Origin of the sequence: Halocola ammonii, assembly GCF_049334165.1 — a bacterium.
Classification (GTDB): Bacteria; Bacteroidota; Bacteroidia; order Flavobacteriales_D; family Sanyastnellaceae; genus JBEGHD01.
Map to the genome: position 1 here is coordinate 43,560 of NZ_JBEGHD010000003.1, position 17,302 is coordinate 60,861.

At 44.7% G+C, this 17,302-nt stretch carries 17 protein-coding genes; 8 read left to right on the forward strand and 9 right to left on the reverse strand.

The genetic code is table 11. The features are described 5' to 3' along the window. Positions 1–42 precede the first annotated feature (42 nt). Positions 43–945, forward strand: a complete 903-nt coding sequence (locus ABHV44_RS03950) for a histone deacetylase family protein (RefSeq protein ID WP_459073357.1) — start codon at positions 43–45, stop codon at positions 943–945. 3 nt (positions 946–948) lie between these two features. On the opposite strand, the gene ABHV44_RS03955 is transcribed toward ABHV44_RS03950, so the two are convergent. The 3 genes from ABHV44_RS03955 to ABHV44_RS03965 all read right to left on the reverse strand — a co-directional run bounded on the left by ABHV44_RS03955 (position 949) and on the right by ABHV44_RS03965 (position 4,377). After that, on the reverse strand, positions 949–2,361 hold the full coding sequence (locus ABHV44_RS03955) for a sugar transferase (protein WP_459073358.1): 1,413 nt from the start codon (positions 2,359–2,361) through the stop codon (positions 949–951). Between the two features lie 3 nt (positions 2,362–2,364). Continuing rightward, the gene (locus ABHV44_RS03960; protein ID WP_459073359.1) at positions 2,365–3,231 is read right to left on the reverse strand and encodes a hypothetical protein; all 867 of its coding nucleotides are present in this window, start codon (positions 3,229–3,231) and stop codon (positions 2,365–2,367) included. Positions 3,232–3,381: 150 nt separating this feature from the next. Beyond that, positions 3,382–4,377: a Gfo/Idh/MocA family protein gene (locus ABHV44_RS03965; protein WP_459073360.1), complete on the reverse strand. Its 996-nt coding sequence runs from the start codon at positions 4,375–4,377 to the stop codon at positions 3,382–3,384. A gap of 143 nt (positions 4,378–4,520) precedes the next feature. Here ABHV44_RS03965 and ABHV44_RS03970 point away from each other — a divergent pair, with 143 nt between their 5' ends. Further along, positions 4,521–5,183, forward strand: coding sequence for a protein-L-isoaspartate(D-aspartate) O-methyltransferase (locus ABHV44_RS03970; RefSeq protein ID WP_459073576.1), 663 nt, complete (start codon positions 4,521–4,523; stop codon positions 5,181–5,183). Between the two features lie 46 nt (positions 5,184–5,229). Further along, positions 5,230–6,732: an NAD(P)H-hydrate dehydratase gene (locus ABHV44_RS03975; protein ID WP_459073361.1), complete on the forward strand. Its 1,503-nt coding sequence runs from the start codon at positions 5,230–5,232 to the stop codon at positions 6,730–6,732. On the opposite strand, the gene ABHV44_RS03980 is transcribed toward ABHV44_RS03975, so the two are convergent. Continuing rightward, entirely contained in the window at positions 6,729–7,349 is a 621-nt protein-coding gene (locus tag ABHV44_RS03980) for an L-threonylcarbamoyladenylate synthase (RefSeq protein ID WP_459073362.1), read from the reverse strand. The two genes, ABHV44_RS03975 and ABHV44_RS03980, sit on opposite strands and share 4 nt — an antisense overlap. A 101-nt stretch (positions 7,350–7,450) precedes the next feature. After that, positions 7,451–8,119 carry a fructose-6-phosphate aldolase gene (gene fsa / locus ABHV44_RS03985; protein WP_459073363.1) on the reverse strand — a complete coding sequence of 223 codons (669 nt, stop codon included), beginning with the start codon at positions 8,117–8,119 and terminating at the stop codon, positions 7,451–7,453. 149 nt (positions 8,120–8,268) lie between these two features. On the opposite strand from fsa, the gene ABHV44_RS03990 reads away from it, so the two are divergent. Then, positions 8,269–8,604 (forward strand): TraR/DksA family transcriptional regulator, encoded by a 336-nt coding sequence (locus ABHV44_RS03990; RefSeq protein WP_459073364.1) that lies wholly within the window; start codon positions 8,269–8,271, stop codon positions 8,602–8,604. Positions 8,605–8,631: 27 nt separating this feature from the next. Then, a complete protein-coding gene (locus ABHV44_RS03995) occupies positions 8,632–8,991 on the forward strand; it encodes a phage holin family protein (protein WP_459073365.1) in 360 nt (119 codons plus the stop codon). A gap of 8 nt (positions 8,992–8,999) precedes the next feature. On the opposite strand, the gene ABHV44_RS04000 is transcribed toward ABHV44_RS03995, so the two are convergent. Continuing rightward, positions 9,000–9,224: a DUF3820 family protein gene (locus ABHV44_RS04000; protein WP_459073366.1), complete on the reverse strand. Its 225-nt coding sequence runs from the start codon at positions 9,222–9,224 to the stop codon at positions 9,000–9,002. Positions 9,225–9,364: 140 nt separating this feature from the next. Here ABHV44_RS04000 and ABHV44_RS04005 point away from each other — a divergent pair, with 140 nt between their 5' ends. The 3 genes from ABHV44_RS04005 (at position 9,365) to ABHV44_RS04015 (ending at position 12,378) form a co-directional block, all read left to right on the forward strand. Continuing rightward, positions 9,365–10,015 (forward strand): DUF4494 domain-containing protein, encoded by a 651-nt coding sequence (locus tag ABHV44_RS04005; RefSeq protein ID WP_459073367.1) that lies wholly within the window; start codon positions 9,365–9,367, stop codon positions 10,013–10,015. 417 nt (positions 10,016–10,432) lie between these two features. Continuing rightward, positions 10,433–11,743 carry an OmpA family protein gene (locus ABHV44_RS04010; RefSeq protein WP_459073368.1) on the forward strand — a complete coding sequence of 437 codons (1,311 nt, stop codon included), beginning with the start codon at positions 10,433–10,435 and terminating at the stop codon, positions 11,741–11,743. A gap of 20 nt (positions 11,744–11,763) precedes the next feature. Then, a complete protein-coding gene (locus ABHV44_RS04015; protein WP_459073369.1) occupies positions 11,764–12,378 on the forward strand; it encodes a fumarylacetoacetate hydrolase family protein in 615 nt (204 codons plus the stop codon). Here the strand turns inward: ABHV44_RS04015 and ABHV44_RS04020 are convergent. From ABHV44_RS04020 to ABHV44_RS04030, 3 genes are all read right to left on the reverse strand, one after another. After that, the gene (locus tag ABHV44_RS04020; RefSeq protein WP_459073370.1) at positions 12,375–13,016 is read right to left on the reverse strand and encodes a chromophore lyase CpcT/CpeT; all 642 of its coding nucleotides are present in this window, start codon (positions 13,014–13,016) and stop codon (positions 12,375–12,377) included. The two genes, ABHV44_RS04015 and ABHV44_RS04020, sit on opposite strands and share 4 nt — an antisense overlap. Then, positions 13,006–14,418: a sugar MFS transporter gene (locus tag ABHV44_RS04025; protein WP_459073371.1), complete on the reverse strand. Its 1,413-nt coding sequence runs from the start codon at positions 14,416–14,418 to the stop codon at positions 13,006–13,008. Before ABHV44_RS04025 ends, ABHV44_RS04020 begins: the two co-directional genes overlap by 11 nt. Positions 14,419–14,486: 68 nt before the next feature. Continuing rightward, on the reverse strand, positions 14,487–17,138 hold the full coding sequence (locus ABHV44_RS04030; RefSeq protein ID WP_459073372.1) for a choice-of-anchor L domain-containing protein: 2,652 nt from the start codon (positions 17,136–17,138) through the stop codon (positions 14,487–14,489). Positions 17,139–17,302 lie beyond the last annotated feature (164 nt).

Here is a 17,302-nt window from a genome sequence, read left to right on the forward strand (position 1 = left end):
AAACACAGCTGTTGACTTCCCTCAAGGAATAAAACTCTGCTCATGATCCGCGTTGCGTGGAACGAAAAGTACGCCCATTCCCTTCCCGAAGGTCATCGCTTTCCGATGGAGAAGTACGATCTCCTTCCGCGGCAGCTTGTACACGAAGGCACACTGGAATGGGAAAACTTCTTCTCCCCCGGTGAAATTAGTGAAGAGATGATTTTGCGAGTGCACGATCAGGAATACTGGAATCGCCTAAAAAACCTGGAACTCACCAGGCGGGAACAGCGTACCTCCGGATTTCCACACAACGAAGATTTAATCACGCGAGAGCGATCTATCGCGCAAGGTACTATCGACTGCACTCATTTTGCTATGGATTGTGGAGTGGCTCTAAACATAGCTGGTGGCACTCATCACGCATTTACCAATCGAGCTGAAGGTTTTTGCCTGCTCAATGATCAGGCCCTGGCTTCGAGATATTTACTTGACAACAAGCTGGCGAAGCAAATTCTTATTGTTGACCTCGATGTACATCAGGGGAACGGCACGGCTGAGATTTTCGAGAACGAACCCAGAGTGTTCACCTTCAGCATGCACGGTGAAAAGAACTACCCACTAAAAAAGATGATCAGTGATCGCGACATCGAACTACCCGACAACACAAGCGATGAGCACTACCTGAGTTTGCTGAGGGAAAACCTGAATGAGCTTGTGGAAAAGGTAAATCCAGACTTTGTTTTCTATCAATGTGGAGTCGACATTCTGGAAGGTGACAAACTAGGAAGAATGCAAGTGAGCCTCGATGGGTGTAAGAAGCGTGATGAAATGGTGCTGGGTAAGTTTGCCGATTTGGGAATTCCGGTGGTTTGCTCGATGGGAGGAGGCTACTCAAAAGAAATCAGAAAAATCGTTGAAGCTCATGCAAACACCTTTCGAACAGCTCGCTTCCTTTTCGATTGAGAACTACTTCCCGTCTCCTTTTACCACAGTGAGAATCGTGTAAAGCAGGATTTTTAGATCCACTGCCAGACTCATATTTTCAATGTAAAGCACATCGTATTTCAGGCGATGAATCATCTGTTCTACGTTTTCAGCATAGCCATACTTCACCTGACCCCAGCTGGTAATTCCCGGTCGCACCTTCTGCAAGTGACGATAGTGTGGAGCTTCCACCATGATCTTTTGAATGAAAAACTCCCTTTCCGGGCGCGGACCCACAAGCGACATATCACCTTTGAGCACGTTGAAAAACTGAGGGATTTCGTCAAGCCTGGTTTTTCTCAAGAACTTACCTACCGAAGTAATTCTACAGTCGTTTTCTCTAGCCAGTTGCGGCCCATCGGCTTCGGCATTTTGCACCATCGTCCGAAACTTATAGATATCGAACGGTTTTCCATTTTTTCCAATTCGCTCTTGCACAAAAAACACAGGTCCCCTGGAGTTTAGCTTGACCGCAAGAGCAATGGCCAAAAATACAGGTGACAAAATCAGAATTGCCACTAGCGAAACGAAGATGTCCATAATCCGCTTGATCGAAAATTGCCAGGCCGGCATGATTTCGCGGTTAATCTGAACCAGAGGAGTACCAAAAATGCTGTTCATTTTTACCGAGCCCGAAAGTATATCGTACATGTCTGGAATGATCTTGACATTCACTCCTGTGCCTTCCAGTTCGTTCAAAATATTACCAATTTCTTTGTGGTCAGAAGATTCAATGGCAATGATCACCTCCTCTACGTTTTTCTTGCTGATTAGATCTGGCAACTGACCAAACTGCCCGAGGTATGGAATGTGCTCTTCCAATAGATTGTCTCGGCCATTCACACGCACAAAACCCAGAAACTTAAACCCAGGTGATTTTTTCATTCCGCGAATTTCATCGAACATATTGAACGCACGCTCGTTACCACCGACAATAATTGTGTTGAACCCAATTTTGCCTGCATGAATTCTTTTCACGGTGCGCGTTGTGAGCCACAGTCGAAAAAGCAAGGTCAGTCCGAAATGAGTTGCAAAGAGCACCAATAGCGACTGGTAGTAGTCCTGATAGGTGTCGATCATGTCATCCAGGATGAACACGAAGAAGATGCAGATCGTTCCAATCAGGCTTTGCAGGAAAGTATCCGCCAGCTCCTTAATTCGGTAACGTCTGTAGATTTTGTTGTACTGGCCACTCAGTACGTAGAGCGCGATCCAAAAAATCGGGATAAAAAGCAGACCGAAGTAGTAGTTCTCATCGAGCTCAATTTCCTGGAGAGTTCTGGGCACTTTTGTTTCCAGGTAGACTTTCCTAAAGACATACAAAACTGTCCAGGCAACAGAGGCACTGAAAAAGTCAGCTATAAGATATTTTAATGCTTGTAGCTTTTTATTCATGCGTTATCTGTGAAGGATCTTGATGTTATCGAAATAAACCTGTCCTGTTTCATTGTCCCCATCCAGCCCGGATTCGATGTAAAGCTCAAAACTCTGCGCGTTGGGATAAAGCGTAACAACGTATCCCAGGTCAATGTAGAGCTTTGTCCATTCCGAAGGTCCGTCATCACGGGGATTCACCTGTAGAGCAAACTGCTTGTCGATCCCGCCAGGACCCTCGGCAATCAGACCAACTACAAATGAGTTGTTCGATCGGTAATTGAGCTCTGCCATAACAACCTGATTGAACGGGAGGGCGAGGTTTTCATCAGTTTTTCCGTAGTAATATTGCTTGTCCTCAGTAAGGGTGATTTTACCCGTGCCATTGCCTTCAAAGACCAGTTCTTCATCGTTGACGATAGTCATAGAAGTGTCTGAAAACTCATCAGGATCGAACTTAATTCCCGGATCTTCAAAATCTTCATGGAAGAAATCCAATCCTTCGATGTAAGAAAACTGAGGTATGAGCGTGTCGGTTTCGAACGGTTGAAGGTTCACTATTTCTTCGTGGACCGTGTAAAAAGGATAAATAATCCGGGTTTCAGAGCTACCGTTGTTTTTAATTCCCGCTCCAATTTGGATTTCTGTATCGCCTTGTTCCAATATAGGAATGTCTGCCGGAAGATCGTAAACGCCAACATTTTTGCCATTAGCATAAACCCATAGCTCGGTGATGTTTTGGCTGTCGGAGCCTTCACCTGCAGAAGTTTCGAACTCGAAAGTTTCGATGTGAATGTAAGCTGGCTCCTCTTCGGTGGGATTAATCACTTCGCAGGAAAACAACGTTCCACAAAAAATAGCAGCTAAAAGTGTGTATAGTTTTCTATTCATTTCCCCAAAGTTCCCCCTGATTATCGGCTGGCGAAATTAAAAATTTAGATCTTATCTGTCTTAATTAAAGGTGTATCACCTCACGGCAACAACCCTAACCTAACGAAGGCATTCAGAAAATTATTTCCGCGGAGAGTTCAAAAGTGACCTTTAACTTTCTTCAATAGTTGGAGTTCCAAACTTCATTTTCTGTAAAATTTGGTGAGCAACATCCAGAGCTTTAGCGCCATCTTCCGCTGTCACTATTGGCTCCGTATTGTCTTTGATTGCATCTGCCAGTGCTTCAAGTTCATCCCTTATGGGATTGGTTTCGGCAATTTCCGGGCGATCAAAAATTATTTCTTTTTGACCTTTACCTTCCGGCAAATCGATGACCATGGCAAAAGGGTCTGCTTCGCCATCTACGGATTTCATTCTCACGATCTCTGTTTTCTTCTCGAGAAAATCTACCGAGATGTAAGCGTCACGTTGGAAGAATCGCGACTTGCGCATGTTTTTCAACGAGATTCTGCTGGCGGTTAGGTTTGCCACGCAGCCATTGTCAAATTCGATTCGGGCGTTGGCGATGTCGGGAGTATCTGAAACTACCGCTACTCCACTCGCGCTAATTCGTTTTACACCTGCTTTCACAACGCTCAATATGATATCCAAATCGTGGATCATCAAATCTAAAATCACCGAAACATCAGTACCGCGAGGGTTAAACTGGGCCAGTCGGTGAGTTTCAATGAATCGCGGCTGATCGAAATATTCGATGGCCGAACGAAACGCGGGATTGAAACGCTCTACGTGACCGACCTGCATTTTCACATCAGCCTCCTGAGCGAGGTTGATCAATGCCCTTGCCTCTTCAATGGTGTTGGTCACCGGCTTTTCGATAAAAACATGACGAGAATTCTTAAGCGCTTTGGCTGCACAATCGTAGTGCGACAAAGTGGGCGTAACAATGTCTACTACATCCACAGCTTCGATCAGATCGTCAATAGAATCGAAAGCTTTCAGTTTAAATTTCTCGGCTGCTGCCGCTGCTGCCTCTTTGCTTGGGTCGTAAAAACCAATCAATTCGTATTTTTCAGGTAACTGCAAAATGCAGTTCAAATGAATTTTACCGAGGTGTCCGGCACCTAAAACGCCAATTTTCAACATGCTTTATTCCTTTTAATCCCGGCCAAAACTACAGGTTAAAAGTTTTGGACATTGCAGATTTGATATAAATTATCAACATCAAAAGTGTAGCTTTCAATACATGCGTAACTTTGGAATTCAAGAATGGAGCTATGGTAGAAAAGATTGAGGACAATTATCGACACAAGGGAATGAGAAGGCGCCTGATGGATAACATCAAGGAGAAAGGAATCACCGATCAGAAGGTGCTCGATGCAATGATGAATGTGCCACGCCATGTCTTTCTCTCTTCCGCTTTTTTGGAATATGCCTACGATGACAAACCATTTCAAATTGGCGCTGGGCAAACCATCAGCCAACCTTTCACTGTAGGTTTTCAAACTCAGCTTCTCGATATTTCTCCCAGAGAAAAAGTACTGGAAATCGGAACTGGCTCTGGCTATCAGGCTGCCGTGCTTTGCGAGCTTGGCGCTAAAGTTTACACGATAGAACGCCAAAAAGTACTCTTTGACAAAGCGAAAAAAATGCTCGCCAGGTTGAACTACACTGCCAAAGTTTTCTTCGGAGATGGCTACAAGGGAAAGCCTCAGTTTGGACCTTACGACAAAATCCTGGTGACTTGTGGTGCCCCGCGCATCCCCGAAAAGCTACTGGAGCAGTTAAAAGTTGGTGGGAAAATGGTGATCCCGTTGGGCTCTGGAAGAGTTCAGGAAATGACGGAAATTATCAAGGTAGACGAAAATGAATACAAGCGCAAAAAACACGGATCGTTTTCATTTGTTCCTATGCTTGAAAAGAAACAAATGACCGATCCCGACAAGCAATAAGATCTGTGAGGGATTTTCGGTCTTAGAAACAAAATCTGAAATCAACATGAAAATTCTCACTGCCGGGCAAATTGGCCAACTCGATGCTCACACGATAGAACACGAACCCATCCCTTCCATCCACCTCATGGAGCGCGCTGCCGAGAGCTGTGTGGAATGGCTCTGGAAAGAATTTGGAGAGCAGCAGTATTCCTTTTTTTGCGGAACCGGCAACAACGGAGGCGATGGTCTGGCCATGGCCCGACATTTCAGCCTGAGAAAATATGACTGTGAAGTCTACATTCTTGGCGATGCTCAAAAAGGCAGTGACGATTTCAAAACCAACCTTGACAGACTCGAGGAAACGGACTGCCGGATTTACTACCTCAACTCCGAAAATCACCTCTTTACCCTTCCGAAAAAAAGCTTCATTGTCGATTGCATTTTTGGCTCGGGACTCAACAGGCCCGTTGAAGGCTGGCGTGCCGAGATTATAGAAAGACTAAACAAAAGTGGTCACAAAAAAGTCGCCATCGACATACCGTCAGGGCTTTTTGCAGATCCTCTCGAACAGCAAGACGACTGCTGTTTGGAAGCGGATATTACGCTCACTTTTCAGGTTCCAAAGCGCGCTTTTCTCTTTAGGGAAAACGAGAAGAAAGTTGGGCGCGTGGTCGTTCGCGACATCGGTCTCGACCGGAAATTTCACGATAGCCTCGACTCCAACCTCGAGTTTACAGATCTCGAATGGGCCAAGTCCGTTCATCGCGACCGGAGTCACTTTTCGCACAAAGGAACTTTTGGTCACCTGGTAATCTGCGGGGGAAGCAAAGGAAAGATTGGTGCTGTTACGCTTGCCGCAAGATCGGCATTGCGAAGTGGTGTGGGGTTGGTCACGGCTCTCATTCCCGAAATTGGCTACACGGCATTTCAACAATCTGTGCCGTCTGCCATGTGCCTCACCTCTGGCGGCAAATACATAGTCGATTTCAACACCGAGATTGACGCAGATGTAATTGCTGTAGGACCGGGACTCGGAACTGACCAGGACACGGCTAAGGCATTTGGTGAATTCCTGGAAAAAAACAGAGTACCGCTGGTTGTAGACGCAGATGGGCTCAACCTCCTGGCAGAAAATTCTGAGCTACTTCGAAAGCTTCCGGAAAATTCAATTCTCACTCCTCACCCAAAAGAATTTGACCGCTTGTTTGGCGAACATCAAAACGGTTTTGACAGGTTCAAGACACTGCAGGAAAAAGCGAAGGAGCTCAAGTTGGTGATCATTTTGAAAGGAGCTTTTACCCGAATAGCGCTCCCAAATGGAAAAGTCTTCTTCAACTCCACCGGAAACCCGGGAATGGCCACTGGCGGAATGGGCGATGCGCTCACTGGAATAGCGGCTTCTCTCATGGCTCAGGGCTATCCTGCTGATGAGGCCGCTGTATTTGGTGTTTTTGTCCACGGTAAAGCTGCCGACCTGGCGTTGGAAAAAGAATCTCAGGAAAGCTTGCTGGCAGAAGACCTGCCTCAGTTTTTAGGACAGGTATTCAAGTTGATTGCAAAAGTTTAGAGCACGCTGTCTACCGGCCCAATTCCTTCGCGCACGAGTACAGGCTCACCAGAAGTGCAGTCGAAAATGGTCGAAGCTTCGTTGTTTCCAAATCCTCCGTTGATCACAATGTCCACATCGTTCTGGTACTTCTCGTGAATCAGCTCAGGATCGGTTGTGTACTCGAGAACTTCATCGTCATCATGCACAGAAGTAGCAATAATCGGATGGCCCAACCTCCGCACAATTTCCAGAGCGATGTTGTTGTCGGGAATTCGAATCCCGATTGTTTTCTTCTTCGCTTTGAAGATCTTAGGCACGTTGGTGTTGGCGTTCAACAAAAACGTGTATGGCCCAGGCAAAGCGCGTTTCATCAACTTGTAGATGTGATTTTCTACTGGCTTGCAAAAGTTTGAAAGCTGGCTGAGGTCGTGGCAAATGATGGAGAAATTGGCTTTCTCTGGTTTCACCTCTTTCAGTCGGGCTACTCGCTCGTAAGCTTTTTGATTTCCCATGTCGCAACCGATGCTATAAACCGTATCGGTTGGATAAATAATCAATCCGCCATCTTTCAGGCAGTCGACTACCTGCTGCATTCTGCGGTCATCAGGATTCTCTGGGTGGATGTTGAGTAGCATAACTTCAGCTTTTGATGTTGTTGATTGATTGAAGAAAAGATAACGAAAGGTAGCCTCCAAAGTTCAAAGAAGCTACCTCTCGTTGAAAAATCTTTATTTGACTAGCCGGCTACCTTCTCGCTGGCTTTTTTGTGATCCGCCAAAAACTTCTCGAGTCCAATGTCAGTCAGTGGGTGGTTGAGTAGTCCTGTGATTGAGCTTAGAGGCCCGGTCATCACATCGGCACCAATTTCAGCACATTCGATTACGTGCATTGTGTGGCGAACGCTGGCAGCCAAAATTTGAGTCTGGAAACCGTAGTTGTCGTAGATGTGGCGAATCTGCCCAATGAGCTGCACACCACTTGTAGAAATGTCATCGAGTCGACCCATAAAAGGTGAAACGTAAGTCGCACCTGCTTTGGCAGCCAACAGGGCCTGACCTGCTGAAAAGACCAATGTGCAGTTCGTCTTGATCCCTTTGTCTGAAAAGTATTTCAAGGCTTTCACACCTTCTTTGATCATCGGTACTTTCACCACGATGTTGTCGTGAAGTTTTGCCAGCTCCTCGCCTTCTCGCACTATCCCTTCAAAATCGGTTGAGATCACTTCGGCACTCACGTCACCGTCTACAATCTCGCAGATTTTTTTGTAGTGATTAATTACGTTCTCCTGGCCGGTAATTCCCTCTTTTGCCATTAGCGATGGATTGGTGGTCACACCGTCCAAAATCCCCATGTCCTGGGCTTCTTTAATTTGGTCGAGATTTGCTGTGTCGATGAAAAACTTCATGAGTTGGTGATTTATTTGATTCTTAGACTGAGTACTCAGGCAAAAGTACGCAGCCCGCAGCCATTAATCAAAAGAAATGGTTCGAACGAAGCGCTTCGTTGAAAAGTTTTGTGGAAATGGTATTTTCGTTTGGACAAAGAATTTTGCATATGCTGAGTAAAGATGAAAAGAAAGAAATCGCTGAGGCCATTGAAAAAAGCATTGGCGAAATGCAAAAGAAGATAGAGGAGTACAAAGAACTCACTAAGCCAATTTCGCCCGAAAATGCAATTGGCCGCGTGAGTAGAATGGATGCAATTAATAACAAAAGCGTAAACGAAGCTGCACTGAGACAAGCTGAAATGAAGCTTCGGAAAATGCAGCAGTCGCTCGAAAAAATTGACCAGTCACACTTTGGCACCTGCACGGGCTGTGGCGAACAAATTCCCCTTGGGAGAATTATGCTCATGCCCGAAAGCACAAAATGTGTACGTTGTGCTCAGTAATTTTTTTGAAACACAAATCGGAAACCAATGATAACAGTTATCGGACGAATTTTAATGGTAAGTATCGCTGTCATCCTCAGCGCATTCTTACTACCCGGAGTTACGGTTGATAATTTTCTCTATGCCATTTTAGTAGCCGTAGTTTTATCCATTTTGAACACCATTGTAAAACCCATTCTGGTTATTTTCACCATTCCGATCACGGTGCTGACACTTGGTCTGTTTCTGCTAGTGATCAACGCCATCATTATCATTTTGACAGATTCGCTGATAGCGGGTTTTCACGTGGAAAATTTTTGGTGGGCTCTTCTTTTCAGTCTGGTTTTATCGGTCATCGTTTCCATTTTCGAGAGCTTCGACAGAAAGAAAAAAGACACCGACCGCTAGTCAGAAAATTACTCTTTCAGTTTTCTAAAAATGTGCTCGAGACCATTTAGCTTGATCTCGTACATGAGCTGTAAGCGTTTGCCCAGCTTGCCAGCCGGAAACCCTTGCTGCTTAAACCAAACCAGATAAGGCTCGGGTAAATCGACCAGGCAGCGCCCTTTGAATTTTCCAAAAGGCATTTTCATGTTCACTGTTTCCACCATTTCGCGGTGCTGCTCGGGAGAGTTTTTCATCGGCTGCATTAGGCAAAAGTAACACAAGTGGTCACCTCTCATTGGAGAAAATGTTCATAATAATCTCCTCAAAGATTTAGCTCTCCAAAAAGCAAAATTATCTTTGCGCTCCTTTTTAAAAAGAAAAACTCCGAGAAGCGATGACGAATAAAAATTGGTTTACCTGCCGAATCCGATACCAAAAACTCGATGAAAGCGGAAAAGAAGTGAAGGCTACGGAGTCTTACCTTCTCGATGCCTACTCATTCACAGAAGCCGAAACGCGGATCATCGACATCATGACAGAAATGATTCGCGGCAATTTTCAGGTGGTCAACATCACCAAATCTAACCTCTCGGAAATAATCCCGGATGAAGAAGCCGAAAAATGGTTTAAGGTGAAAGTGGCTCTCATCATTTACGATGAGGAGAGCGGTAAGGAGAAGCAAAGCACACAGTACGTTTTGACCGCAGCCAATGACGTAAAAGAAGCCTACGACAAAACTCAGGAAGCCATGAAGGGGTCAGTAAGCAGCTACGTGATTCCATCGATTACTTACACCAAAATTGTTGAAGTTTTCGCTTACACCGAAGATGAGGAGCTTCGTCACAAGATGGAGGAAAAAGGAATGAAGCCGCTCAACGATGTTTTGGAAACAGCAGAAAACATGAATGCGGCAATGAATGAAGCAGCCTCAACTATGTCTGCTCATGATAGTTTTGAAAATGAGAGCAACTCGCAATCTGATGCGCAAAGCAAAAATGAAGAGTACAGCGAGAGCGAAGAGGAAGAAGAAAACTCAAACCACTAAAAACCCGAAGAGGCCGATTTCCAGTGATTGGGGAAATGCGACCTCTGCGTGGCTTCACTCGTAATATTGTTAGGCCAGTTGTTGAATTCTAGTTCAGCAAAATTGCTGCGAGTTCTACACTGTCTTCCGACAGCTTAAAACTACGAACGGCCATTAGTAAGAGTCCTCTTCGAACTGCTTCTAAGGCCGTTTTCAAAAATTAGTTTCTGGAAGTGATAAGTGTTACGAATTAAAGTATTTGACTGGCAAAAGTTGTAATCCTAAAATCTATTCCTTTGTCGGTCGATTCCTACATAAATTTAATTCACGACCTTTTAGTTCTCCCCAGATTCTTAATTTCTTGTTGAAAAATCGCTGAATTCATCAGGGCTTTCAACCCTCCAAAGCGCCCTATTCTCAATACCTTTGAGAGAACCGATGCGCAGCGCAACTCTCATATTTTTTATTTCGCTCCTCCTCTGCTCTACAGCTACAGCTCAGGATATTACCATCATTAATCAATACCCAGACAGCACCGGACCGGGTAATCCCGAAAACTTTGTTTTAGAGAAATCTACTCGCCACGTTCTGGTAATCAATTATTATCAGCCTGCCGACACGGACCAAAGCGCCCGACTTCAGAAACTGATTGGTGACGCTCTCAACTTTTACCTCGATCAGTGTGTGGCTTACGAAGATGACGAAATTGTCCTACGGAAAAACAGAAAAACGATTTTGCGAGAACTGGATCAAATTGTGGCTGACGCTGTAAAATACTACCAGTTTAAAATCAACGGCAGTTTTGAAGGCTTCTCTAAAGAGGTTGAAGAAAAGGTGAAATCACTCGATGGGAAAGAGTTTGAGAAGTCGGCCTTTTACAATAAAAACCTGAGTGATAAAAAACTGGCTTACAAATCGAGTCAGTTTTTTAATGAGGAGATAAACTCGCTTAAAAGGCTAGTAAACAAAGAAGTTGGCAACCTGCAGAACGAGCAGTTGATGGTTTTGTCGGGGTCAAAATCCGAGCCGGTAGATCAGGAAGAGCTCATTGCTGAGATCGACAGCTTTCGAAAAAACGATCCGCTCACACCATTGGAAATGGAGTTTAGCGATGCTACTGTAACGCTGCTGGCCGCGGAAGACGAGTGGACACTGCCCGGAAGTGAGCCGGATTCTGGAGATCAACCTGCTGATGAAGACTTTGCCGAGCGCGTGTTTAGGCTGCTTGAAAAAAATGAAAAACAACTCGATCAATTGCAAAGGGAAATCGATCAACTCAAGCTTCAACAAGAACTCGAAAAGCCCGAGCCAACAGCTGCGAGGCCAGACCTGCAACAGCAAGTTGACGAATTGAGAAACCTGGTTGTGAAAGTTCTCAACAACGAACAACCTCCGGCAGATGAAATCAAAAAAGTGGCTACTTACAATCTGCCTGACGCTGTCAATATTTACTTCGGCATGGGGAGTACCAACCTCGATATTGCCTCGCAGTACAAGCTCAATGAAATCGTAGAGTTGCTGGGACACAACCCAACCTTCAAACTAGTGATTACGGGATATGCGGATAAAACTGGCAACGTTTCTTCGAATCTCAAGCTGTCGCAGGCACGGTCAAAAGCTGTGAAAAAGTACATCGCAGCCAGTGGAATCGACTCCTCCAGGCTCATCGTCAATTTCTTTGGTGACCAAAACTCAACCTCAACCAATCCGCAAGACAGAAAAGTTGTAGTGGAATTCGTACCCTTGTAATCCAAAAAGTTTCAATTGAGATGAAGATCATTTGCATTGGCAGAAATTACAGCGAACACGCCAAGGAGTTGGGCAACGAGCTTCCTTCGGAACCGGTTTATTTCCTCAAACCAGACTCTTCGATTTTGCCCAATAAAAACGCTTTTTACATCCCGCACTTCTCAGAAGATGTACACTACGAAGTGGAATTGATTGTGAAAATCAACCGACTGGGGAAAAACATCGACAAAAAATTTGCACATCGCTACTACAACGAGATCGGTCTCGGAATCGACTTCACAGCGCGTGATGTGCAGCAGAAATGCAAAGAAAAAGGACTTCCCTGGGAGAAGGCAAAGGCTTTTGACGGTTCGGCTGTGGTCAGCAAAAAGTTTATTCCACTTTCGGAGTTTGATGATTTCGAAAACATAAAATTTTCGCTCACCAAAAACGATGAGCTGGTGCAAGACGGCCAGTCTAAGCATATGATCTTCGGCATCGATGAAATCATCAGCTATGTCAGCCAGTTTATGACGCTAAAAATTGGCGACCTGATTTTCACTGGGACTCCCAAAGGCGTAGGCCCGGTAAGCATCGGTGACGAGCTGGTTGGCAAGCTCGAGGGAAAGGAAATGTTTAAAGTAAAAGTGCGCTAGTTCTTAATCCTTTTAAAAACGTATCCGCCTTTCTCGGCTCCCCACACCTGGCTTCCATCAGAATCAAAACCACGATCCCAGGAATAGATTTCATTTTTCTTAATCACAACTTCAGAAGTTGCGTAAGAAGCACCTTGCAGCTCACTCGGGCAGCTTTTTTCGTCAGTGGACCCACGAAAAGCTTTATCGGAAAAACTCAGTAAAACGGCACAGCCATCCTTTTTTTCGAGTTCTTGGGGCTTTAATCCCTCCAGAGGATCCGAACTTCTAAAAGCTCCAATGTAATTTTCATTGTTGGGTATGAGGAAAATCTCGCTTTTAAATTGGTTTTCATCTGTTTTGAAGACCTTGTAAACGCGTTGTCTGTAAGGCTCATCTTGCTTAAAAGTCACGGCCTGCTCCACGTAGAGATAAAAAATGCTGTCGTTGCTAAACCTCGGCCAAATCGGATACATGTGAAGCGTGATGTCAAAAAATGATTCGTCTTGCTCGTGTTGTTCCGAGCTCGCAAAAGATCCTGTCATCCACTGCTTCAGTTTCTCGAAATCACCACCAGTGCTGACCGATGTACTGGTACGATTGGAGCACGATGCCAGAAGAATGACTGCTAAAAGGGCACAAAATGATCTAAACTTCATCGATGCTTGATTTATGTTTCCTGGACTTCGACAGATCGGTAATTTTACTACCGCGCCAACCGTAATAGAATAAATAAATGTACAGCAAAATTAAGAGTCCGAATGATTGCTGAAGTCCGAAGTGATCGGCAAGCCCTCCCTGAATCATAGGGATTATGGCTCCGCCAACGACCATCATCACCAGCAGCGAGGAGCCCTGGGCTGTGTATTTTCCCAATCCGCGAATTGCTAAAGTGAAAATATTTGACCACATGATAGAATTGAACAAACCGATTGCTGTAACTGCCCACAATGCCCAATAACTTTCTGTAACAAGAGCGACCAGCAGCAAGGCTGCGGAAATCACAGAAAAGATCGAAAGTGTTTTATCGGCTTTAAACTTTCCTAGAAAAAATGCTCCAAAGTTCAGTAGCAAGAAAATCACGAAATAGAAAATCTGCTCGAACGCCAATCCACTTACTTCGAAAACCAGATAGGTTGCCCCAAACCCGGCAGCCAACACAGCGCCCAGTTTTTTGACCAGTGACAATCTGCTTAGAAAAATTGCTCCCGCAAATCGCCCAATCATTGCACCTCCCCAATAAAAAGCCAGATAGCGAGTACCGATTTTCTCGGGAATCCCCAGAAGTTCATCGTAGTAGCTTATGAGCGAGCTGCCGATGGCCACTTCAGCACCTACATAAACGAATATTGCGAGCATGCCCAGTCTCAGGTGGCGAAACTTAAAGGCCCCGAGTGATGAAGGAATTGAATCTTCTTCGCTCATCTTTGGAAGTGTAATGAACCAAAGAATTATGGCCATGAGTACGAAAACACCACCAAGTACGATGTAGGGTATTTTCACCGAAGCACCAGCCGATTGAGTGCTGTCGAAAAAATATTGGAAAATGAAATAACCGCCAATCAACGGAGCCAGGGTGGTTCCCAGTGAGTTGAACGCCTGTGCCGTGTTCAGCCTGCTCGCTGCCGACTCTTCAGGACCTAAAATGGACACGTATGGATTGCAGCAGATTTGAAGAAGTGTCAGCCCCAGCCCAAGGACGAAAAGCGCACCTAGAAAGAGTTCATAGCTCGAGTTAGCCGCTGCTGGGATAAACAAAAAGCAACCTGCTCCAGAAATCAACAGCCCAGTCAGCATGCCGTTCTTGTAACCGATTCTAGCAATGGGATCACCCGTCCTTATCGAAATCAGAAAGTAAATCACAGAGCCCACAAAATAGGCCCCGAAAAAAGCAGTCTGAACAAGGAAGGACTGAAAGTAAGTCAGGTTAAAATCACCCTTAAACTCAGGGATCAGGATATCGTTCATGCTGGTGATAAAGCCCCACATGAAGAATAGTGTGGTGACAGCAATGAGTGCAATGGTCCGCTGAATGCGGGAGGTTGAGTTAGGTGTTGTCATTTGGCGATCGGTTTCGCCTCAAAAATAACCGAATTCTTTAATGATTAAGTTGCGAGAAAAAAGCTGACTTATCTAATTATGGTAATCGTACCCGTGCGTGTTTCTTCAACCTCATTTACTCCTTCATAGGTAATTACGTAGGTGTAAATGTTATTAAGCGCATAGTGATCTCCGTCATTCACCTCACCTAGCCATCTGTCTTTAGGATTTCCTGTCTGGAATACTACATCACCCCAACGGTTGAAAATGTACATTTCAAATTTTTTGACCCCCTGGGATTCAACCTGAAAGTACTCGTTTATACCGTCTCCATTAGGAGAGAATGCATTCGGAATGTAAATCGAAACCGGTGGATCGATATTTATAGTAGTAGAGCTGACACATCCGATTTCGGTTGTCACCGTTAATTCTGTAACGTATTCCTGCAACCCGTCAAACTCGTGAATCGGATCTTGTGACAAACTCGATCCACCATCGCCAAAATTCCACTCGTAAGTGCAGTTCTCGCATTCTGGAACGGTTCCACCTGCAAACTGAATTTCTGTATCCGTGAGAAGTTGACGGTCGATCGTAGCTTGCACGTAGTCGATGTCTACTTCCACTTCAGCAGAAATAGAATCTTCGCAGATGTCCACTGCGGTAACCTCATAGATAGTTGGTCCGTCAGGCCACACTTCCACTTGTTGTCCCACAAGACCTGAAGGCGACCAGAAATACTCAAACCCACCTTCACCGCCTTCGGCAATTGCACTTAGAGTTGCTGGTGTTCCTTCGCAAATTAGCGTGTCCTCAACTGGAGTGATATCCATCGGATTGTCAGGAATATTAATAATCATACTGTCCTGAGCCGTGTACCCGCAGGCCTCTTCCATAAATAGAGTGACCTGAACGGTTTCATAAGACTGAACGGTAATCTGAGCCGTTGAATCATAAACCAGAGTATCAACATGCCACAGATATGAATAAGGTACTTCTCCTCCTTCAATGTCTGGGAAAAGCACAGTTTGATCAACGCAGGATGCATCCACATCTTCTCCAATATCAATATTGATGGGCGTTGGCTGGTATTCGAGCACAGTTGTAACCGTATCCGCAGCATTACACTCATCAGTTACAATCAAAGTAATGTTAGTAGTATCACTTACATTAATGGTAAAAGTGGTATCTGAACTTTGCTCAGCGCCATCCACTAGCCATGAATAAGTGTATTCGCCAAGTCCTCCACTCACCTCAGGAAAGAATGAGGTTGTATCGACACATGTGACGTCTACTGTATTTGGCATATTATCTATAACTGGAAGATCTCCGGGAGTAACCGTTACTTCATCAACAACTTCCGTGTCGCACTGATCCGATAAGGTGAGTGTATAGGTTGTTTCCTGATCCAATTGTGTCGTTAGAGTTGGATCCGTGCTCAGGACATTTCCATTATCATCTACCCATTCGTAAAGGATTTCCGGTCTGCCGGCATAAACATCGCTGGTAAGAGTAAAAGTTTCACTGCACGATCCCAGAATAAAGTCATCCTCCACAATTTCACCTTCAAGTTCATCCTGAATAAAAATTGTAAAGTTCGTCTCAATGAAGTCGTCTGTACATTCGACATAATTTAAAACAGACATGGTTAGTGAGTCTAGTCCTTCCACTACATCGTCTTCAAAAATCTCAAGGTCAAGAATAATTTCGTTGGTGCCTTCAGCAAAAAACAAGCTGTCAGGCAATTCTGCATAATCCACGCCCGCTTCAGCATTTCCGCCATAAACTATTTCTACCCAGTCATCTCCTCCGCCTTCAGCACGTGAAAAAATTAATTCACTTGGTGGACAGGTTTCGTACACAGTGTTATCTCCATCTACACCTGTTCCAAGAACTACATTGATAATCTCGGGACTGGTAAAGCTGTTGTTTTCAAGGAATATTGCAGAGTCAAACCCGGTGTCTATCGCATCGGCAATTGCAAGCTTAATGTGATAAGTTTCTCCGCACTGCACCTCGGCAGAGGCTTGCAAAGGAACCGTGAAGCCGTCAAACTGAATATTATATGGAGTTGGGCCTCCACCAAAGTCATAGTTATTATCGACATAATACTCACAATTCACACACGGGCCGGAAACACCATCGTTTCCATTGTTGATGTTGTTAATCGAAACAGGAAGATTTGTACCGGGTACAATTGCAATATTCTCAGCATTATTAGAATAAGGGCCATTTATACCAGGTCCACTTAGAAAAAATCCAAAAATGTCGTTGTAGCTATTTACAAATTCGGGATACTCCTCTGATGCCCACACGTAGTTGAACTTAATCGAGTCACCTTGCGGAACAAAATCAAATTCAACAACTGCCTCATCATTCAGGTTTGTAGAATTTGCAGCTTGCTCCAAATCGCTATCGTTGTAGTTAGTTGTTCCCGGACCACTAGATGACCCAGACTCGTTTGGTCCTAAAGCCACAGTAACCCCTCCAGAGGCCATGATCATTCCTTCCTCAAGTGTTATTTCATCGCTGGCATTTTGGAAAGAACCGACATAGACTGAGACCTGATCTCCAGGCATTCCATTAAATGTAATATTGGAAACCTCCACTCCTTCACCAATCAAAAACTGAGTAACGTACTCTTCGACAGTCAGAGTGTTGTCGACATCAATCTGTGCAGATGATGTGAGAAATGAGAAAATGGCCAAGGAGGCCACAATAAATTTTATAGTGGTCGATCTCATAATTTCAAGATGGCTTTCTTAAGGTCTATTGAATTTTTCAGTGTCTATGTCAATGACCAGCGACACCTCCAAATGGTTGCCCATTTGTTGAATTCAAAAGTAGTTTTTTTGGCAAAACTGGTAAAACAAGAAAGCCCTCTGACCTAATTTTTGTTATAGGTGAG

Bases quoted from the DNA above. Each gene is read 5' to 3' on its own strand.
- ABHV44_RS03990 (WP_459073364.1), top strand. From the start codon at position 8,269: ATGCTGAGTAAAGATGAAAAGAAAGAAATCGCTGAGGCCATTGAAAAA.
- ABHV44_RS04020 (WP_459073370.1), bottom strand. From the start codon at position 13,016: ATGAAGTTTAGATCATTTTGTGCCCTTTTAGCAGTCATTCTTCTGGCA.
- ABHV44_RS04010 (WP_459073368.1), top strand. From the start codon at position 10,433: ATGCGCAGCGCAACTCTCATATTTTTTATTTCGCTCCTCCTCTGCTCT.
- ABHV44_RS04025 (WP_459073371.1), bottom strand. From the start codon at position 14,418: ATGACAACACCTAACTCAACCTCCCGCATTCAGCGGACCATTGCACTC.
- ABHV44_RS04030 (WP_459073372.1), bottom strand. From the start codon at position 17,138: ATGAGATCGACCACTATAAAATTTATTGTGGCCTCCTTGGCCATTTTC.
- ABHV44_RS03955 (WP_459073358.1), bottom strand. From the start codon at position 2,361: ATGAATAAAAAGCTACAAGCATTAAAATATCTTATAGCTGACTTTTTC.
- ABHV44_RS03995 (WP_459073365.1), top strand. From the start codon at position 8,632: ATGATAACAGTTATCGGACGAATTTTAATGGTAAGTATCGCTGTCATC.
- ABHV44_RS03980 (WP_459073362.1), bottom strand. From the start codon at position 7,349: ATGCTACTCAACATCCACCCAGAGAATCCTGATGACCGCAGAATGCAG.
- ABHV44_RS03965 (WP_459073360.1), bottom strand. From the start codon at position 4,377: ATGTTGAAAATTGGCGTTTTAGGTGCCGGACACCTCGGTAAAATTCAT.
- ABHV44_RS03950 (WP_459073357.1), top strand. From the start codon at position 43: ATGATCCGCGTTGCGTGGAACGAAAAGTACGCCCATTCCCTTCCCGAA.
- ABHV44_RS04005 (WP_459073367.1), top strand. From the start codon at position 9,365: ATGACGAATAAAAATTGGTTTACCTGCCGAATCCGATACCAAAAACTC.
- ABHV44_RS03975 (WP_459073361.1), top strand. From the start codon at position 5,230: ATGAAAATTCTCACTGCCGGGCAAATTGGCCAACTCGATGCTCACACG.
- ABHV44_RS03960 (WP_459073359.1), bottom strand. From the start codon at position 3,231: ATGAATAGAAAACTATACACACTTTTAGCTGCTATTTTTTGTGGAACG.
- fsa (WP_459073363.1), bottom strand. From the start codon at position 8,119: ATGAAGTTTTTCATCGACACAGCAAATCTCGACCAAATTAAAGAAGCC.
- ABHV44_RS04015 (WP_459073369.1), top strand. From the start codon at position 11,764: ATGAAGATCATTTGCATTGGCAGAAATTACAGCGAACACGCCAAGGAG.
- ABHV44_RS04000 (WP_459073366.1), bottom strand. From the start codon at position 9,224: ATGAAAAACTCTCCCGAGCAGCACCGCGAAATGGTGGAAACAGTGAAC.